Here is a 15,523-nt window from a genome sequence, read left to right on the forward strand (position 1 = left end):
AGGACCTCTATTCAATTCTTCCACCTCCAAATTTGTTAAGAAAAAAAACTAGATTTCCATTATGAAAATCTAGTCTTTCTTCCAATCTATTAATTTATTAGACACGATGCATCATTGGTAGTGAGAAAAGATAAATATTAGCAACTGCAAGTAATATCATTAATACATAATATGGAGCCAATGCTTTAAAGGAGCCTTTATTTCCAATACGGTAAACTGTATAGATAGAACCAATCATTCCGATTACAATAATGATATACTGTAGCATTTGAACAGAGGAAGCTGGAGCAAATGCAAGGTCTCCCCTTGTTACATTTATACCAAATAATGCAGCAGAGTTGTACCAGATTGCTTTTCCTTCCGTAATGATATGGAAAAAGTTATGAGCAAGGTGTCCTGCTAAATCCAATGGAATAATAGCATAACCGAACCGAATAAAGTTTTTCTTAACTTTCTCTACAGATCCACCTGTTATCGTAGCAATTTTTGCAGTTCCGTATAATAGACCAACTGGGATAGCCATTGAAATAATAAAGGCAACAGTAAAGTTTACATTATAATTATCCGTTCCGGTTATTGAACCGATTGCTTTTAAAATGTCCTGCCATATATTTACCATTGTGATGTTTTGAACAAAAACAATACCCATAATGACTGCAGCGAGGAATGTATGCTCAATCATAGGCTTTTTAATTACCCATAATTCAGATGTAGGTACCCGTGGTGAAATTCGAATGGAGTTATTTGGGCAGTTTTTCACACAGTCCCCACATAAGTTACAATCAGCTGCAGTATCCATTGTTCTCACAAACTGAAACATCGGGCAACCCTCTGCTTTTTCGCTTCCTTTAAAGCAAGATTGTGTTTTACAAGTCTTACATATTTCAGGTGTGCCTTGAAGTTCTAATGAACCAGAACGTGAATAGTTACCTGAAAGTCCCCCTAAAAAACACAAAGTTTTACAAAATGTTCTTCTCTCGTAAAAAATTGATGTTCCTACTACCATTGTTACAAGTAAAAGAAGTAAATAACCAGAACCCCTCGGTGATTCAACAATACCCCAAATATGATCGCTGTAGGTAATGGCAATAAAGAAAAGGTCAATCATCCAAAGTCCATACTTTCTTAAGAACTTTGGCATAGGACGATTACTGCCTATCGTTTTCCTAATAATGTCACTTACTTTACCAAATGGGCAAATCGCACACCAAAATCTACCGATTACTAAGAAAAAGATTGGAATTAATGGCCACCATAACACCCACGTCAGTGATGTTCCAACATTTCGAGTTGGATCAACTGTTCCTGCTACCAATTCATAAACAATAACTGAAAAAACAGCGAGTACTATCCATTGAAAAATTCCTGGATACCATTTGCTTTGAATGAATTTTTTTACAATTGGGATGGATAATAGATTATAAGGCTTCTTTTCTTCTATTTGTTTGTTCTCTTTAGATAATTTATCTTTTGGAATTGCCAATGGAACCATCCTTTCTTCTAAACCACTTATTCCAAACGCCAATTACAATAAAGGAAAGATTGACCGCACCAAAAGTTCCTAAAACCATAATGTTTGCTGGTTTTTCCTTGACAGGCTCATGACCGTGGCCACCACTGCCTTCCATGTCTTCTCCTTCAGTCATCCCTTCCATATCATGATCATCACTTGTGCTATGATCACCACTCGTGCTTTCTGTATCATGACTACCAGAGTTGTTTCCTCCACTCATGTCCATGCCTTCCATATCATGTTCCGATTGGCCATTTAGGTTAGATGTTGATGGAACCTTACTATGGTCTCCATCTGCCAAAGCTATTCTTCCACCTGAAAATACAACCACAAGGATAATCATTAACAACCATTTTCCCTTCAAAGTCTTCACCTCATTCCAAATATGTGTAAAGTACGATAAATGCTTAACAACTTAAACTTTAATAAAAAAGTGTGCAGAAACTTTGAGTTTTTGTTGTATAAAATATGTCATTTGCAAAAATATCCCCATTTGACACAAAATTGAAATAAAGATTGAAGTACCAAAAATTTTATAGGTAGTTTTTTTTAAAATATATGAAAAAACTATGAAATCTGCAAAGTTTCTTCATATATTTCTTCTATGATAATGATATAAACTTTGTTTAGGTGGTGGAGATATGAAGACAATTTTACTAGTGGATGATGAAACTCGTATGCTTGACCTTTTAGGCCTATATTTAGCTCCTCATGGTTTTAGATGCATTAAGGCTGAATCAGGCAAGGCTGCTCTAACTTATTTTGAAAAAGAAAAGATTAATCTAGTAATCCTTGATGTGATGATGCCCGAAATGGATGGTTGGACGACCTGCCAAAAAATAAGAGAGTTTTCAAATGTCCCCATTATAATGCTAACTGCAAGGAGTGAAACAGTTGACGTTATAAAGGGATTAAAATATGGGGCAGATGATTACGTCACGAAACCCTTTAACGAAGAGGAGCTATTAGCCAGAATAGAAGCATTGTTCCGAAGATCGAGTACTTCAACAGAAAACAAGTATGTTCTTGTTTTCAATGGCCTAGAATGGAATGAAGAATCTATGGAATTGAAATATAAAGGTCAAGTAATTCCAGTTACACCAAAAGAATTTGCTTTAATTGGCTTGTTTATAAAAAATCCTCAAAAAGTGTACTCCCGTGATCATTTATTGTCATCTATATGGGGGCTTAAATCCCAGATAGATGATCGCACTATCGATTCCCATATTAGGAATTTACGAGAAAAGTTACGGAATGCGGGATTTCTAATTGATAGTCATCTTTTTACGGTTTGGGGAATTGGGTATAAATGGGTAAAGGAAGGTCCCGAAAGTACCTATAAATGATAAAATTTTCATTAATTAAAGGAAAGAGAAAGTAAGCAGTGACTTCTTACTAAAGGAATCACTGTTTTTGTTTTTTCTAAATTTAATTTAATTCGATAGGTCTCTGGTCTCCCATTTTTCTATAAAGCAATATCTACATAGTTAAAAAGTTTCATATAATGTTAATGTTTTTTACAAATAGTTAGTGATAAAGAAGTCCAAGATAGTTTAAAATGAATTATGTTAAAGTAAACTTGGAATGGTGTCCATGAGATATATAGGTAGAGTAATCGGAGTATTGTTTGTTTTAGCCAATTCACTTATTTGGATAAACCATCAAGGGATATTTCATCAAAGCCCTGAAATTGGTCTATTTGAAATAGGTTTTTCACTTTTTTATATTGTTCTTGGCTGGTGGTTAGGGAAAATCTATGACATTTCAAAGCTTCAAAAAAGGGAAATTCTAAAAAGCCATATGGAGCTTGAGTACCTAACAAATCGAGATGGTTTAACCGGTATCTCAAATCGTCGTTCCTTTGATAATTACCTTCTTCACGAATGGGAAAAAGCAGGCCAATCAGCAGCACCTATTTCACTCATTCTTTTCGATATTGATTATTTTAAAGAATACAATGATACGTATGGCCATCTTTCAGGGGATGATTGCCTTAAGGAAATAGCAACGACTGTTGATAGGGTGATCGAAATCCCCGGAAATATGGTTGCAAGGTATGGTGGTGAGGAGTTTGCGGTTATTATACCTGAAACCACATTGAATAATGCTTATGAGGTAGCTGAAGAAATACGCTTTGCAATAGAAACGCTTAAAACTAAGAGAGTAGTTACTGCAAGTGTAGGAGTAACTAGTATTGTACCCAAAGCCAGCTTATCGATAGCAGATTTTATACCTTGTGCTGATTACGGACTTTATCAATCGAAGCATCAAGGAAGAAATAAAGTACCTGTTTATCCTTTCAATGAACTTTTATCCATTGAAAAAGCAGTGATATCTAGTTGATAATCACTGCTTTTTTTCATTATTTTAACTTTCCGGATGTAATAATTTGCTCCCAATTTCCCCCGCCATCTTTTGTTTCATACAAAGAGGTTGAAAATGTGGAAATCGCAATTTGTTTTTCGTCCTTTTGATTTACTGATATTGAAGAGGCTGCATCTTGGTCAAGATCTAAACCTATATTCTTCCAAGATTGTCCTCCATCTTGAGAAATCATGACTCCTCTGGCCACATTGTCCATTGAGTAAGCAATAATGTCTTTTCCATTAGGCATAAGTGTCATGGCTGTTATAAGACGGGTATCATCAAAAATTCCCCAATTTGATCCACCATCTTTTGATATCATAACTCCATTTTCTGTTCCCGCCAGCAAGGTATTTTTATCTTCTGGGAGAACCAGTAGGGAGTGAACTTTCATAAGGTCACTTGGTAATCCTTTTGGTTCCACCTTGGTCCATTTTTTTCCACCATCTAAACTTTTATAAATCCCAGCACCATATTGTCCGGTACCCATATCATTTAGTCCATAAATGACGTTTGGATCGTGATGATATGTTGTTAAAGTATGGAAATCGATTTTACCAACATACTCTACCTCTTTCCAATGCAGCCCTTTATCTTTACTGATTAAAACTCCCATTGGGTTCGGATATTCAGAGTCTGTACCAGGGTGTCCACTTGTCATCATCGTTCCATCTGAACGCAAATGGAATCCCATAAAATCATCATTTGAGGAACCCACCTTATTCCAAGATTCTCCTACATTTTTAGTCGAGAAAAGTCCTTCATGAGTTGCTATATAGGTTGTCCCATCGTTAGAAACACCTACTCCATGTATATCTTCAATTTTTTTCCCGCTTTTTACTGATATGATCTTTGAATCCTCTTTTGAACTACAAGCAGATAGAATTAAACTCAAAGATAATACTGATAATACAAATGCCTTTTTCATTACTTCACCTCAAACAGTCTTTTTTTAAACAAATTTATATTGCTTATGTCATTAATCTAACAAAAAAATATCGAGAAATTGTGCATTTTTCATTATTATCATCAATTGGTCAACTATGATTTCATAAATAATTCATTTGACGAATATTGGGACCGTCTTCAATTAAATTTTCGATATGAAATAATAACTGTTCTTCGTTAATAGGTTTTGTTAAATGACCATTAGCTCCGATTTCAACACTACTTATTATATCAGGAAACTGGTCTCTAGCAGTTAACATAAAATGGGGACATTAGAGAATGTGCGTATCTCCATTACAGCTTCCCAACCGTTTTTCTCCGGCATCATCACATCCATTAATACGAGCTCAACAGCGTGTTCCTATAGATATTGTATAGCCTTTGTTCCACTGTTAACAGAATAACAATGAAAACCATGTGGCTGAAGATAAAGCTTTAATAACTGAAGCATTAGTTCCTCATTTATCTACTAAAAGTATCTTACTCATACAGCTCCCTCTTTCCTCAACTAGCTATTACCATTAAGTTGTTTAACGTAAACATAATAAAAGAGTGTAGAAAGTAATAATTTTCTTTGAATCCTTGTGCAGAAAGTAACAAGATTTTATTACAATTTACAGAACTGTAGATTAGTGTTTGGAATCGTACCTGGGAAGTTTGTTTCATTAGCTCTAAATCCGATGAAATAGAGCAATTGAACGATGTATTTCTGCTAATAAACAAAAGCGAGCAAGACAAGGTTCTTATTAATAGCGACTTTACTCCTTCGTATTTATTGGGCAAGTAGAACCGCAATTCTTTGAATTGTATTGCCTTTTTGCATTCTAGAATTATCTATTTTTTTATGTTCATCGACTAGTCTTCCTCTGTTAAGTTATTTTGTTTATTAACCTTAAGACTTAATTCCATAATAATCCGTGTAAGTTTTTCACTAGAGGCATGAAATAAAAGAGCATAATCTTTTATTCCCCCGTAGATGAATGGATCCATATTTAATTCTTTTTTTGATTTGTGCATTCTACTTATTACTTGATATAACTCAGTTTGTATTTTTTTGTTCGTTTCGAAGAGGCTTTCGTAATCATTTTTTTTGAAAATGAATCTTTTTCTACCTGGAGGATTAAAAACGCTTGTTTGAACTTTTAAATGTTCGGTTACTAGGCGATTAATTTCTATCAAAATATTAATTAATTCTTTTTAATAGTTACTTGTAGTTTCCAATATAGACATCTCCATTCTACTAGTCATTTAGGACTGCCTTGCGAATGTTTTCCGCCTTTCCTTACTGACATTTTTAAAGTAAATAAATTATTTCTAATTATAGAACAGGGAAATTAAACTTGTTACTCCATTCAGGAAAATACAAAATTTCGTCAAATATTTAAGATTGATTGAAATACGTTTTGTCTGTTACACCTTTTTGGATTGACTTAACAATAAAATGAATAAGGGACATCATTCCGCTTTTAGATGTTAAATATAAAAAATAATATTAAATTTCACTGAGAGTTTAGCAAGTACATTGGTTTATAACGGTTAAAATAACCTAAATCATTCACAACTTCTGCAAACTTTCTTCACAAAAGTAATTTAAAATGATTGTATTAAAATAAGAGGTGTACGGCATGAAAATATCCATTAAATTAGGTTTATGGTTTTTAATTTGTATCGTTTTAATCGAATCTTTTTCTATGATTTTCTTACACAATAATTTAGTACACTCACAGGTTCATCAAGAGCTAAGTGCTCTACAGGCAAGGGGTAATAGTCACTGTGCCGTATTAGAAATCAATTCAGATGCTGCAACCTTACATCATATTGGATTAATGGAATCACATACAGATACTGAAGTCGTAATAACCAACACTACAGGTGCAGTACTACTTTCCTCCGGCAAAATCAATAGCAACATACAGGCAATTTTAGATAAACAAGTTAATACCCTACCGAGAAACGGAAAAATACTCCAATCCGATTGGAAGAAAGAAGAATATATTGCAACCTTAACCTTCTTCAATAAAAACGGAAAAAAAGCCGGATATGTGTATATGTTTAAAAAAACTGATGAGGTTCAGAAATTAATCTCTCAATTGAATAAACATTTTCTTTTGGCATCAATATTAATACTGTTCTTTATGCTTATAACGGTTTTCTTTTTATCAAAGGCATTAACAAAACCCCTAATATCAATGAAAGAAGCAACGAAAAAATTAAGTACAGGGGATTTTTCGGTCACACTTCCTACTCCATCTAGGGATGAACTAGGTGAATTATCACATTCCATTCAGACTCTTGCTAATGACTTAAATTACTTAAAAAAAGAGAGAAATGAATTTTTGGCTAGTATTTCTCATGAACTTCGAACTCCGTTAACCTATATTAATGGGTATGCTGATATAGCTAAAAGGAAGGAACTTGATGAAACAGATCGATTCAAGTACCTGGATATTATTCGCGAAGAATCTCAACGTGTAAGCATCTTACTCAAAGAATTATTCGAACTGGCAAAATTAGATCAAAATACTTTCTCAATTTCTAAAGAAGAAGTTGATTTATGCATTTTTTTACAATCGATCTATGACAAGGTTTTACCAGCCTATAAAAATAAAGGAGTAACACTAAAGTTAGACTGTAACCAATCGATTTATATAAATATAGACCCTTCCCGTTTTGAACAAGTAATCCTAAATTTGTTAGATAACAGTCTTAAATATTCAAAAGAGAATACAACTACCTTTATAAAAGCAAGTGTGCAGAATGAAACAATTCAAATTACAATAACGGATCAAGGAATAGGAATTCCACAAGAAGATGTTCCTTATATCTTTGAACGTTTATACAGAGTGGAAAAATCCCGTTCAAGAGCTACTGGGGGCTTTGGATTAGGGCTTGCTATTGTAAAACAAATAGTTGAAGCCCATGGAGGAGAAATTTCTGTTGAAAGTCAAGTAGGGCATGGAACAAGCTTTAAAATTAATTTAAGAAAGTAAAAGGATAAAACCTTACATTTATTATATAAAATACAATTTCTTAGAGTGAAATAACCAACTTTGTTTCCTGATAAAATTATCCGCCTAATATATCGAATAGCATTGTACTTAAGAAAATTTATTAAATATAAAAAAGAAGGATTATTAACAAGAATCCTTCTTTTTCCTTTTATTCTTATTTGGGTCAATGTTCTTTCAATCCCTCTTTTAAGAACATCTATCAGGACCAATAAGTTAACGTATCAAAAATCCCTAAGAGTAGAAATAGGTTAACATAAAAAAGTGCAGAAATCGTGGAGATAAATAATTTTGAACCGATTTTATATTACCGTCACAGGAATTATGACAATATTGTTTGGGGACCATTTTTTGGAATTGAAAAAAGGGGTTGCAACGCAACCCCTTTTCATATTTAAACCCTCTTATAGCGATTATCACATAATACAAACGAATATTTGTTTTATTTTGCAGAAAGTTCACTTTCTGTTACCCATTGATGATTTGTTACTTTTTCTCCTCCATTAGTTGGAGTGTAATCAATCATATATACCGTTGTTTTTTCTGCAGAATCAATTGTCCCAGTTGCCCCCATCATACCTTCCATATGGTCTGCATTTAAGGTAACCTTTGTTCCAGGTTCTAAGGTTTTAGGACCGGCATCTTTAATTTCTTCTTGAATAACCCATTTATGATTTTTTACCGGTTCCCCTCCGGTAGTCGGTGTATAGGTAACAGCGTAAGCTACTGTATCATATGCACCTACAATGGTTGCTTTAGCACCATTCATACCTTCCATGTGTTCTGAATGAACAATGGCGTTGCTTCCTACTTTATAGGTTGGATTATTTGCTTCTTTTAATCCATCAGGAACTTCACCTGTACCAGAATGATCCATATCACCCATGTCCGTACTTGAATCATCTGTATTTGAATTTTTATCATCCATCTGCATGTTTCCATGATCCATATTAGAATTATCCGAGCTCTTATCATCATCTTTGTTAGAACAAGCAGCTAACATTAACATTAATAACAAGGAAACAATTCCAATCAACAATTTTTTAGATTTCATATTAACCCTCCTAAAATTTGTTACAAAACCTATCCTACAATAAAAGTGTGCAGAAAATATGCATTTTGTTTAAAAAACGAATTTTTTATTACAATACAGCAATAACACCAATCCTTCCTTATTTTGTGATATCATATATTTTTTAGCCTTTATAAAAGGAAAATAACTACAGCAACGTTGAGAATCTTAGTCCCGTTTTATTTAAACCATTGCGTTGACTTTAGTAAATTGACCATAAGATGCAACTGTCTTGTAAAAAATTCAAAATAGATTGCTCTTGAAAAGAAAGGCTGATTGTAAAGAGTTGTGTTTTTTACATATAAAAAAAACCACCCCGTTTCGTAAGCTGATTTGGGAGGCCGCTTCGGTTGGATAACCAATGGATTTCTAAGAATGTATTTAAAGTGTGTGTAATATACAGATATTTATTTGTTTTCAATTAGGAAAAAATTCGGGAGTCAGTAAAAAAATGCGACCGTAAAAGAATGAAAGTTAATTTATAATTGTCTTGCTCCTAGATATCGGGATTTCCAGTAAGAATTATTCATATCAGAAATTTCGACTCCTCTGGAAGAACCGGAATGAATGAATTTACCATTTCCTAAATATATGCCCATATGCGAAGGACCGGGTTTATATGTTTGGTAATAGACGAAATCGCCGACAGATAAAGTAGTTACTGGCTTCATCCTGTTCCAATATCCTGCAACAGTCTGACGGGGAATAGACTTTTGTTTTTTTATAACATAGTAGATAAATCCACTACAATCAAAGCCGCTTGGAGTGGTTCCTCCCCATTTGTAAGGTGTACCTATGACTGCTTTTGCATCTTTTGTCAACTTGCTCTTATTGAAGGTAGACACAACTGATTTAGGAGTAGAAGTATTTTTCGGGGCCATAGTAGATGGCGTAGTTATCTTGCCTCTAACTTTTAATTTTTGTCCTTGTCTAATAAGACTTGATTTCAGGCCATTTAAAGACTTCAATTGTGTCACTGTCATACCATATTTCTTTGCAATTAATGACAGGGCATCGCCTTTTTTTACTGTAAAAATTACTGTAGACGGCGAGGTACTCTTTTTAGCAGCAACTTTACCTTTTTCATAGATATATAAGTTCTGACCTACTAATATCCTATCACTTTTTAATTTATTATCTTTCCTTATTTTAGAAACCGAAATATTATATTTTTTTGATAGTTTATATAAACTATCCCCACTTTTTACCTTGATATTCATTGCCATAGCTGAAGTGCTATATAACGAAGTTCCAAATACTGTAGCTGCAATCATTGTTAATAGTTTCTTTTTCATTTTTCCCCCACACAATATACCTCTTTATTTATTTTTCAGTTTACTTATTATTTTGATAGATTGCTAGAATATGTCGAAATTTGTTAACATAATGTAATAATTTGTAATATATTTAACTGTCAATGTAATAATAGTGTTCCTAACACGGTCAAGAAATAGATTTAATATAGTGTTTCACAGAGGAGAAAGATTATTTATTATTTGAGACCAGAACCAAATTAGTAATGACATAACTTCACCAACTCTGTTTAGTAATACCATTAATCAATACATCTAATAATATTTTTTTCTAAACCTTATATCGACATTGTTTTCAGCATCTACTAATTATATTAGTAATTATAAAAATAATTAATGAAGAGGGGAATTACGCATGAATATACAAAGATTACTTAAAATGTTTTTTACTGTATTAATGATTTTTACTTTGTTAATACTGCCCTCAACTTTTTCGCAAGTATATGCAAAAACGGGTGTTACAAAACATCCTAAAACCGTAAAAGCTACTACCTATATCACTTCCTTTAAAATGGTTCAAGGTAAATGGGTGGGAAAATTTGATTATATACAATGGTATACTGGTAAGGCTGCTGACAGAGAATTTTTAAAGGATTGTAAATGCCGCAACGTAATGGATGCGGCCCCTGATGGATACTGGATCCGGAACGTTAATCCCAAAATACGTACCTTTAACATTTCAAACAACACCCAATTTGTATTGCAAACTAGAAATCAATACGAAATCAAATGGAATGAAAAAGTTACAAGAAAACAGTTTTTTATCTTTTTGAAACAACGGAATAAGGACCACCAAACTCCTTTTCATCTTGTGATTAAAAATGGTGTTGTAACTAAAATTACAGAACAATATATACCTTAATTTTTACCCTCAGCGTTAAATAATGACGTATTCAAAAAGCCACTTCGAATAGTGGCTTTTTTGCAATAAAACTTGCTTCTCTTGATTAATTCGCTTACGGTTTGCAAGAAACCATTACGAGTTCACAAAGAAAACTCATCGCTTAACAATACAAAGGATGTTGGGATCCACTCCAAGCCCCAAGCTGTGTACTTATCGAAACAGAAAACTACTATTTCAAAAATAACTTTAATACAACCATTAATCAGCATGGTCTCCAAGGGCATTTTTTATGGGGGATCTATCAAGAGAAGTGGGATGAGGATTATGTCTATCTCTATTTTTTAATCTTATTAGATGCCAACATTATAACAAAAGAAACACGTGGAACATCGAGTTATTATGAACTGAATCCAAGAAGAACTCAATCATTTGTTATCCCATGAACTTTGTTGCATATTTAAGCCAACCTGTTGCTAAATTTTTTTAAAGTATCATCAATTTTTTTTGATTAATATATCAATATAATTTGATTAATAGGAGGATTTCATTTTGTTTAATGAGTATTCAGTATTTCAAATGATGAAATTACGTCAGGAAGAGACGGAGAGGAATGCAAATGAAGAAAGTCGCTCAAATAAATAACCACTTGCAGACAAGATTGTCACAAATGCAAAGATTAGGACAGGATTAAGAAAATCGAGTCCGTCTCCAAACCCATGAAAATGAAAGACATCTGCAAATAAGACATAAATTAAGGTTAATACCCCGGAAATGATTAACCCATATAAATAAATCGTTTCTAAAGGAATGCTAAATGGTTCCATGCGCATCAATCCTTATCGTTCATATAAAAAGCATTTTTTCATTTTTTGCTACGTAACCACCACTCCTCATCCATAAGCATCATCCTTTCTATGTATCTACCTTAAATACGGTTAAATTATGGAAAAGTTTCACTTTTTTCTTAAAATTTACCTGTTTTATTCTAATATACGATAATGCTTGTCGAAATCCTGCCGTGCTATTAAGAAGAATCTATGAACATTTTCACTTAAAAATAAAAAAGTGCCATAGCACATGGCTACAACACCTTATTGAATCATATTCAAGAACTTCCTCGTTCGTTCTTCTTTTGGATTGGTGAAAATTTCTTCTGGCTTGTTCCTCTCGACAATCACACCTTGGTCCATAAAAATGACTTCATCGGCCGCTTCGCGGGCAAAGCGCATTTCATGGGTAACAACGATCATCGTCATTCCCTCCCTAGCAAGGTCCTTCATGACCTTCAATACTTCACCAACCAGTTCAGGATCAAGTGCGGACGTCGGCTCATCAAAGAGCATTACCTCTGGTTCCATTGCTAGTGCCCGGGCAATGCCGACACGCTGCTGCTGACCACCGGAGAGCTGGGCGGGAAAGTAATCAATTTTATCACCAAGGCCCACTTTTTCAAGTAATGCTTGTGCTTTTTTCCGTGCAGCCTCTTTCCCCTCTCCTTTTACAATGATTGGCCCTTCCATGACATTCTGAAGAGCTGTTTTGTGAGGAAAGAGATTATAACTTTGAAAAACCATTCCGGTTAGGCGCCGAAACGAGGCAATTTGTTTTTTAGGTACAGCTTTAGAAAAATCCAAACTTTGACCTTCGATGGAAATAACACCTTTTGTCGGAGTTTCCAATACATTCAAACAGCGGAGCATCGTTGTCTTACCGGATCCCGATGGACCGATGACAACGACCACCTTTCCTTTTTCAACGACGAGGTCAATCCCTTTTAACACCTCTAATTGACCAAATTGCTTATATAAACCTTTAATTGAAATCATTGTAAAACTCCCTCATTAAGACGTGTACCGGTCCATTCTCTTTTCCAAGTATCCTTGTAAGATCGAAAGGAAAAAGCAAATGACCCAATAAAGAAGCGCTGCCTCTACGTATACCAATAAAAATTCATAGGTGGTTGAAGCAATTTCTTGGGCCCGGCGAAACATCTCTGTTACAAGGACAACTGACGCAAGAGAAGTGTCTTTTACAAGACTAATAAATGAATTCGATAATGGCGGTATGGATACTCTTGCTGCCTGCGGAAGAATGATTCTTTTTAACGCCTGGGTATAGGTCATTCCAATCGAATAACCGGCTTCCCACTGGCCCTTAGGAATGGAGATAATCGCTGCTCGAATGATTTCTGAAGCATAGGCCCCAACACTTAGAGAAAAACCAATCACCGCGGATATAAATGGATCTAAGGTAACTCCGATATTAGGAAGTCCATAAAAAATAATGAATAACTGAACAAGCAATGGTGTTCCGCGAATCGCCGAAACATAAAATCTGGCAATCCCTTGAAAGAATTTAACCTGAGAAATTCGAGCAAGAGCCGTTAACACCGCCAGGATAATCCCAATGATAAACGAAATGATTGTTAATGGAATGGTATTCATAACAGCACCCTCCAGCAGTGGCTGGAGGGAAGTTTTTGCAATATCGATTAACCTTGCCGTTCTTTCTGGGTCAGCAAAAATACTATTTAAGTACATCTTCACCAAACCATTTCTCAGAGATTTTTTTGTAAGTGCCATCGTCGACGATATCTTTTAGCGCTTTATTCACTTCGTCAACAAGTGTGTCACTTTTCTTTCTAAACATAAAGCCGCTTGAAGAAGCATCATTTGCGGTTGCAACAACCTTGATTGGCGCATCTGGCTTTTGCTTTTTATAGTCTAAAAATGAAAGCTTATCGTTAATGGTCACATCCACACGCTTTTGAGCAAGGAGCTCAACTGCTTGCTGGAAACCATCCACTCCAACAATCTTAGCTCCGTATTTCTTTGCCATATCTGCGTAGTTACTTGTCATCGATTGAGCTGCATTTAATCCTTTAATATCTTCAAATGCTTTAACCTTATCATTATCTTTATGGGCAATCAGGACACCTGCTGAAGTAATGTATGGATCTGAGAAATCATACTTTTCCTGACGGTCTGGACGAATCCCAACTTCGTTAGCAATGATATCAAAACGCTTCGCATCTAATCCTGCAAACATCGCATCCCACTGGGTTTCTTTAAATTCAGGTTTAACCCCGATACGTTTAGCCACCTCAGTCGCAAGATCCACATCAAATCCAGTTAGATTGCCACTAGTATCATGGAAAGTGAATGGAGGATATGTACCTTCTGTTCCAATTAAAAGTGTTCCCTCATCTTTTACCTTTTTCAATAAATCATTATCTGCTTTTTCAGCAGTTTTGTTATCAGTTTTTTTATTATCTTTATCGGCATTATCCTTGCCGCATGCTGCTAGCACAAACATAAAGCTTAATAAGAGTGCAAAAATAATAGTAAGTTTTTTCACTGGTGAAACCCCCTAATTCTGATTGTTTTTATCGGATTTAATCATATTACACACATTTGCTTCTGTCAAAGGAAAAGATGTGAACGAAATTAAAATTATTTTACCCTTTTTTATAAAATAAAAACCTATCAGATATGTTTCTTATGATAGGTAGCTATTCTTATTTCCACCACTCGTCAAACATGGTGGCTGGTAGTTGGCGTTTATGTTCTGTCATAAGATAACGCTGTTCAATTTTCTCTGCGGCCTCTTTTGAAACTGGTTTTCCTTCCAGATAATCATCGAGTTCATCATATGTAATCCCTAACTCTGTTTCGTCGGCCTGTCCAGGCTTTTGGTCCAGCAAGTCTGCGGTAGGTATTTTTAAATATAAACGTTCATCCGCACCGAGCTCTTTTAACAAGGCTTTCCCCTGCCGCTTGGTTAAGCCGCTGAGCGGAAGGATGTCAGCCCCTCCATCGCCATACTTCGTATAGAAACCCGTTACTGCTTCTGCTGCATGGTCCGTTCCAATCACAAGCAGTCCCTCCATGCCGCCGATTGCATATTGAGCAATCATCCGCATCCTGGCTTTTACATTTCCTTTTTGATAATCACTTAAAGGTGCCCCTTGATAACTTGTATCATATTCTTTTTGTACATCATCAACAGCTGCTTTGATATTAAAGACTGTCTCACGATCTGCACGGATAAAGGCTAATGAACGCTTAGCATCTTCCTCATCTTGCTGGACACCGTAAGGAAGACGAACAGCGATAAACAAGGCATCCAGTCCTTCGTTGCGCAGCTCCTCAACTGCCAGTTGAGCGAGGCGGCCTGCAAGAGTAGAGTCTTGACCGCCGCTAATCCCTAAAACATAGCCCTTTGCCTTTGTTTTGATTATGTAATTTTTCAAAAAATCAATCCGTTTCCGAATTTCTCCTTGCGGTTGAATGGTCGGACTTATGTTTAACTCCTTCATAATCTGTGCTTGCAAACTCATTTAGTGTTCCTCCTGACTCACAATTGATATATTAAATAATGTACCACAAATATCTCTATTTCACTAAAAACTACAAGAAAGTTAGTGATTTGGGTAAATTATAATAAACAGTTCTTGGAGGG

General features: G+C 34.9%; 15 protein-coding genes and 1 pseudogene. 5 read left to right on the forward strand and 11 right to left on the reverse strand.

The features are described 5' to 3' along the window. Positions 1–97: 97 nt before the first annotated feature. Positions 98–1,483, reverse strand: coding sequence for a 4Fe-4S binding protein (locus J7E63_RS10625; protein ID WP_251033481.1), 1,386 nt, complete (start codon positions 1,481–1,483; stop codon positions 98–100). Then, entirely contained in the window at positions 1,464–1,877 is a 414-nt protein-coding gene (locus tag J7E63_RS10630; protein ID WP_215011798.1) for a hypothetical protein, read from the reverse strand. The genes J7E63_RS10625 and J7E63_RS10630 overlap by 20 nt, the downstream gene beginning before the upstream one ends. 277 nt (positions 1,878–2,154) lie before the next feature. On the opposite strand from J7E63_RS10630, the gene J7E63_RS10635 reads away from it, so the two are divergent. Both J7E63_RS10635 and J7E63_RS10640 read left to right on the forward strand, forming a co-directional pair. Then, entirely contained in the window at positions 2,155–2,859 is a 705-nt protein-coding gene (locus J7E63_RS10635; RefSeq protein ID WP_215011800.1) for a response regulator transcription factor, read from the forward strand. 247 nt (positions 2,860–3,106) lie between these two features. Then, complete coding sequence (locus tag J7E63_RS10640; protein WP_215011802.1) at positions 3,107–3,856, forward strand: GGDEF domain-containing protein; 750 nt, start codon at positions 3,107–3,109, stop codon at positions 3,854–3,856. A gap of 19 nt (positions 3,857–3,875) precedes the next feature. Here J7E63_RS10640 and J7E63_RS10645 read toward each other — a convergent pair whose 3' ends face one another. Both J7E63_RS10645 and J7E63_RS10650 read right to left on the reverse strand, forming a co-directional pair. Beyond that, on the reverse strand, positions 3,876–4,805 hold the full coding sequence (locus tag J7E63_RS10645; protein ID WP_215011804.1) for a F510_1955 family glycosylhydrolase: 930 nt from the start codon (positions 4,803–4,805) through the stop codon (positions 3,876–3,878). A gap of 875 nt (positions 4,806–5,680) precedes the next feature. After that, positions 5,681–5,842 carry a hypothetical protein gene (locus tag J7E63_RS10650; RefSeq protein ID WP_215011806.1) on the reverse strand — a complete coding sequence of 54 codons (162 nt, stop codon included), beginning with the start codon at positions 5,840–5,842 and terminating at the stop codon, positions 5,681–5,683. Between the two features lie 608 nt (positions 5,843–6,450). Here J7E63_RS10650 and J7E63_RS10655 point away from each other — a divergent pair. Next, on the forward strand, positions 6,451–7,815 hold the full coding sequence (locus J7E63_RS10655; RefSeq protein WP_215011808.1) for a sensor histidine kinase: 1,365 nt from the start codon (positions 6,451–6,453) through the stop codon (positions 7,813–7,815). A 460-nt stretch (positions 7,816–8,275) separates the two neighbouring features. Here the strand turns inward: J7E63_RS10655 and J7E63_RS10660 are convergent, their stop codons facing one another. Continuing rightward, on the reverse strand, positions 8,276–8,887 hold the full coding sequence (locus J7E63_RS10660) for a YdhK family protein (RefSeq protein WP_215011810.1): 612 nt from the start codon (positions 8,885–8,887) through the stop codon (positions 8,276–8,278). Between the two features lie 497 nt (positions 8,888–9,384). Further along, a complete protein-coding gene (locus J7E63_RS10665; protein ID WP_215011812.1) occupies positions 9,385–10,200 on the reverse strand; it encodes a C40 family peptidase in 816 nt (271 codons plus the stop codon). A gap of 373 nt (positions 10,201–10,573) precedes the next feature. Here J7E63_RS10665 and J7E63_RS10670 point away from each other — a divergent pair, with 373 nt between their 5' ends. Both J7E63_RS10670 and J7E63_RS10675 read left to right on the forward strand, forming a co-directional pair. Then, complete coding sequence (locus J7E63_RS10670) at positions 10,574–11,080, forward strand: hypothetical protein (protein WP_215011814.1); 507 nt, start codon at positions 10,574–10,576, stop codon at positions 11,078–11,080. 326 nt (positions 11,081–11,406) lie between these two features. After that, positions 11,407–11,539: pseudogene (locus J7E63_RS10675) on the forward strand (transcriptional regulator); the annotation flags it as partial. A gap of 113 nt (positions 11,540–11,652) precedes the next feature. Here the strand turns inward: J7E63_RS10675 and J7E63_RS10680 are convergent. From J7E63_RS10680 to nadE, 5 genes are all read right to left on the reverse strand, one after another. After that, positions 11,653–11,886, reverse strand: a complete 234-nt coding sequence (locus J7E63_RS10680; protein ID WP_215011816.1) for an NfeD family membrane protein — start codon at positions 11,884–11,886, stop codon at positions 11,653–11,655. A gap of 267 nt (positions 11,887–12,153) precedes the next feature. Further along, positions 12,154–12,888, reverse strand: a complete 735-nt coding sequence (locus J7E63_RS10685) for an amino acid ABC transporter ATP-binding protein (RefSeq protein WP_088089532.1) — start codon at positions 12,886–12,888, stop codon at positions 12,154–12,156. Positions 12,889–12,903: 15 nt separating this feature from the next. Beyond that, the gene (locus J7E63_RS10690; protein WP_168245631.1) at positions 12,904–13,602 is read right to left on the reverse strand and encodes an amino acid ABC transporter permease; all 699 of its coding nucleotides are present in this window, start codon (positions 13,600–13,602) and stop codon (positions 12,904–12,906) included. Further along, positions 13,589–14,419, reverse strand: coding sequence for an amino acid ABC transporter substrate-binding protein (locus J7E63_RS10695; protein WP_306298972.1), 831 nt, complete (start codon positions 14,417–14,419; stop codon positions 13,589–13,591). The genes J7E63_RS10690 and J7E63_RS10695 overlap by 14 nt, the downstream gene beginning before the upstream one ends. A gap of 160 nt (positions 14,420–14,579) precedes the next feature. Beyond that, positions 14,580–15,401, reverse strand: coding sequence for an ammonia-dependent NAD(+) synthetase (gene nadE, locus J7E63_RS10700; RefSeq protein ID WP_215011824.1), 822 nt, complete (start codon positions 15,399–15,401; stop codon positions 14,580–14,582). Positions 15,402–15,523 lie beyond the last annotated feature (122 nt).

It is taken from the genome of Bacillus sp. ISL-75 (assembly GCF_018613095.1).

Coding starts and splice junctions, on each gene's coding strand:
- J7E63_RS10635 (WP_215011800.1), top strand. CDS start 2,155: ATGAAGACAATTTTACTAGTGGATGATGAAACTCGTATGCTTGACCTT.
- J7E63_RS10640 (WP_215011802.1), top strand. CDS start 3,107: ATGAGATATATAGGTAGAGTAATCGGAGTATTGTTTGTTTTAGCCAAT.
- J7E63_RS10645 (WP_215011804.1), bottom strand. CDS start 4,805: ATGAAAAAGGCATTTGTATTATCAGTATTATCTTTGAGTTTAATTCTA.
- J7E63_RS10650 (WP_215011806.1), bottom strand. CDS start 5,842: ATGCACAAATCAAAAAAAGAATTAAATATGGATCCATTCATCTACGGG.
- J7E63_RS10655 (WP_215011808.1), top strand. CDS start 6,451: ATGAAAATATCCATTAAATTAGGTTTATGGTTTTTAATTTGTATCGTT.
- J7E63_RS10660 (WP_215011810.1), bottom strand. CDS start 8,887: ATGAAATCTAAAAAATTGTTGATTGGAATTGTTTCCTTGTTATTAATG.
- J7E63_RS10665 (WP_215011812.1), bottom strand. CDS start 10,200: ATGAAAAAGAAACTATTAACAATGATTGCAGCTACAGTATTTGGAACT.
- J7E63_RS10670 (WP_215011814.1), top strand. CDS start 10,574: ATGAATATACAAAGATTACTTAAAATGTTTTTTACTGTATTAATGATT.
- J7E63_RS10680 (WP_215011816.1), bottom strand. CDS start 11,886: ATGGAACCATTTAGCATTCCTTTAGAAACGATTTATTTATATGGGTTA.
- J7E63_RS10685 (WP_088089532.1), bottom strand. CDS start 12,888: ATGATTTCAATTAAAGGTTTATATAAGCAATTTGGTCAATTAGAGGTG.
- J7E63_RS10690 (WP_168245631.1), bottom strand. CDS start 13,602: ATGTACTTAAATAGTATTTTTGCTGACCCAGAAAGAACGGCAAGGTTA.
- nadE (WP_215011824.1), bottom strand. CDS start 15,401: ATGAGTTTGCAAGCACAGATTATGAAGGAGTTAAACATAAGTCCGACC.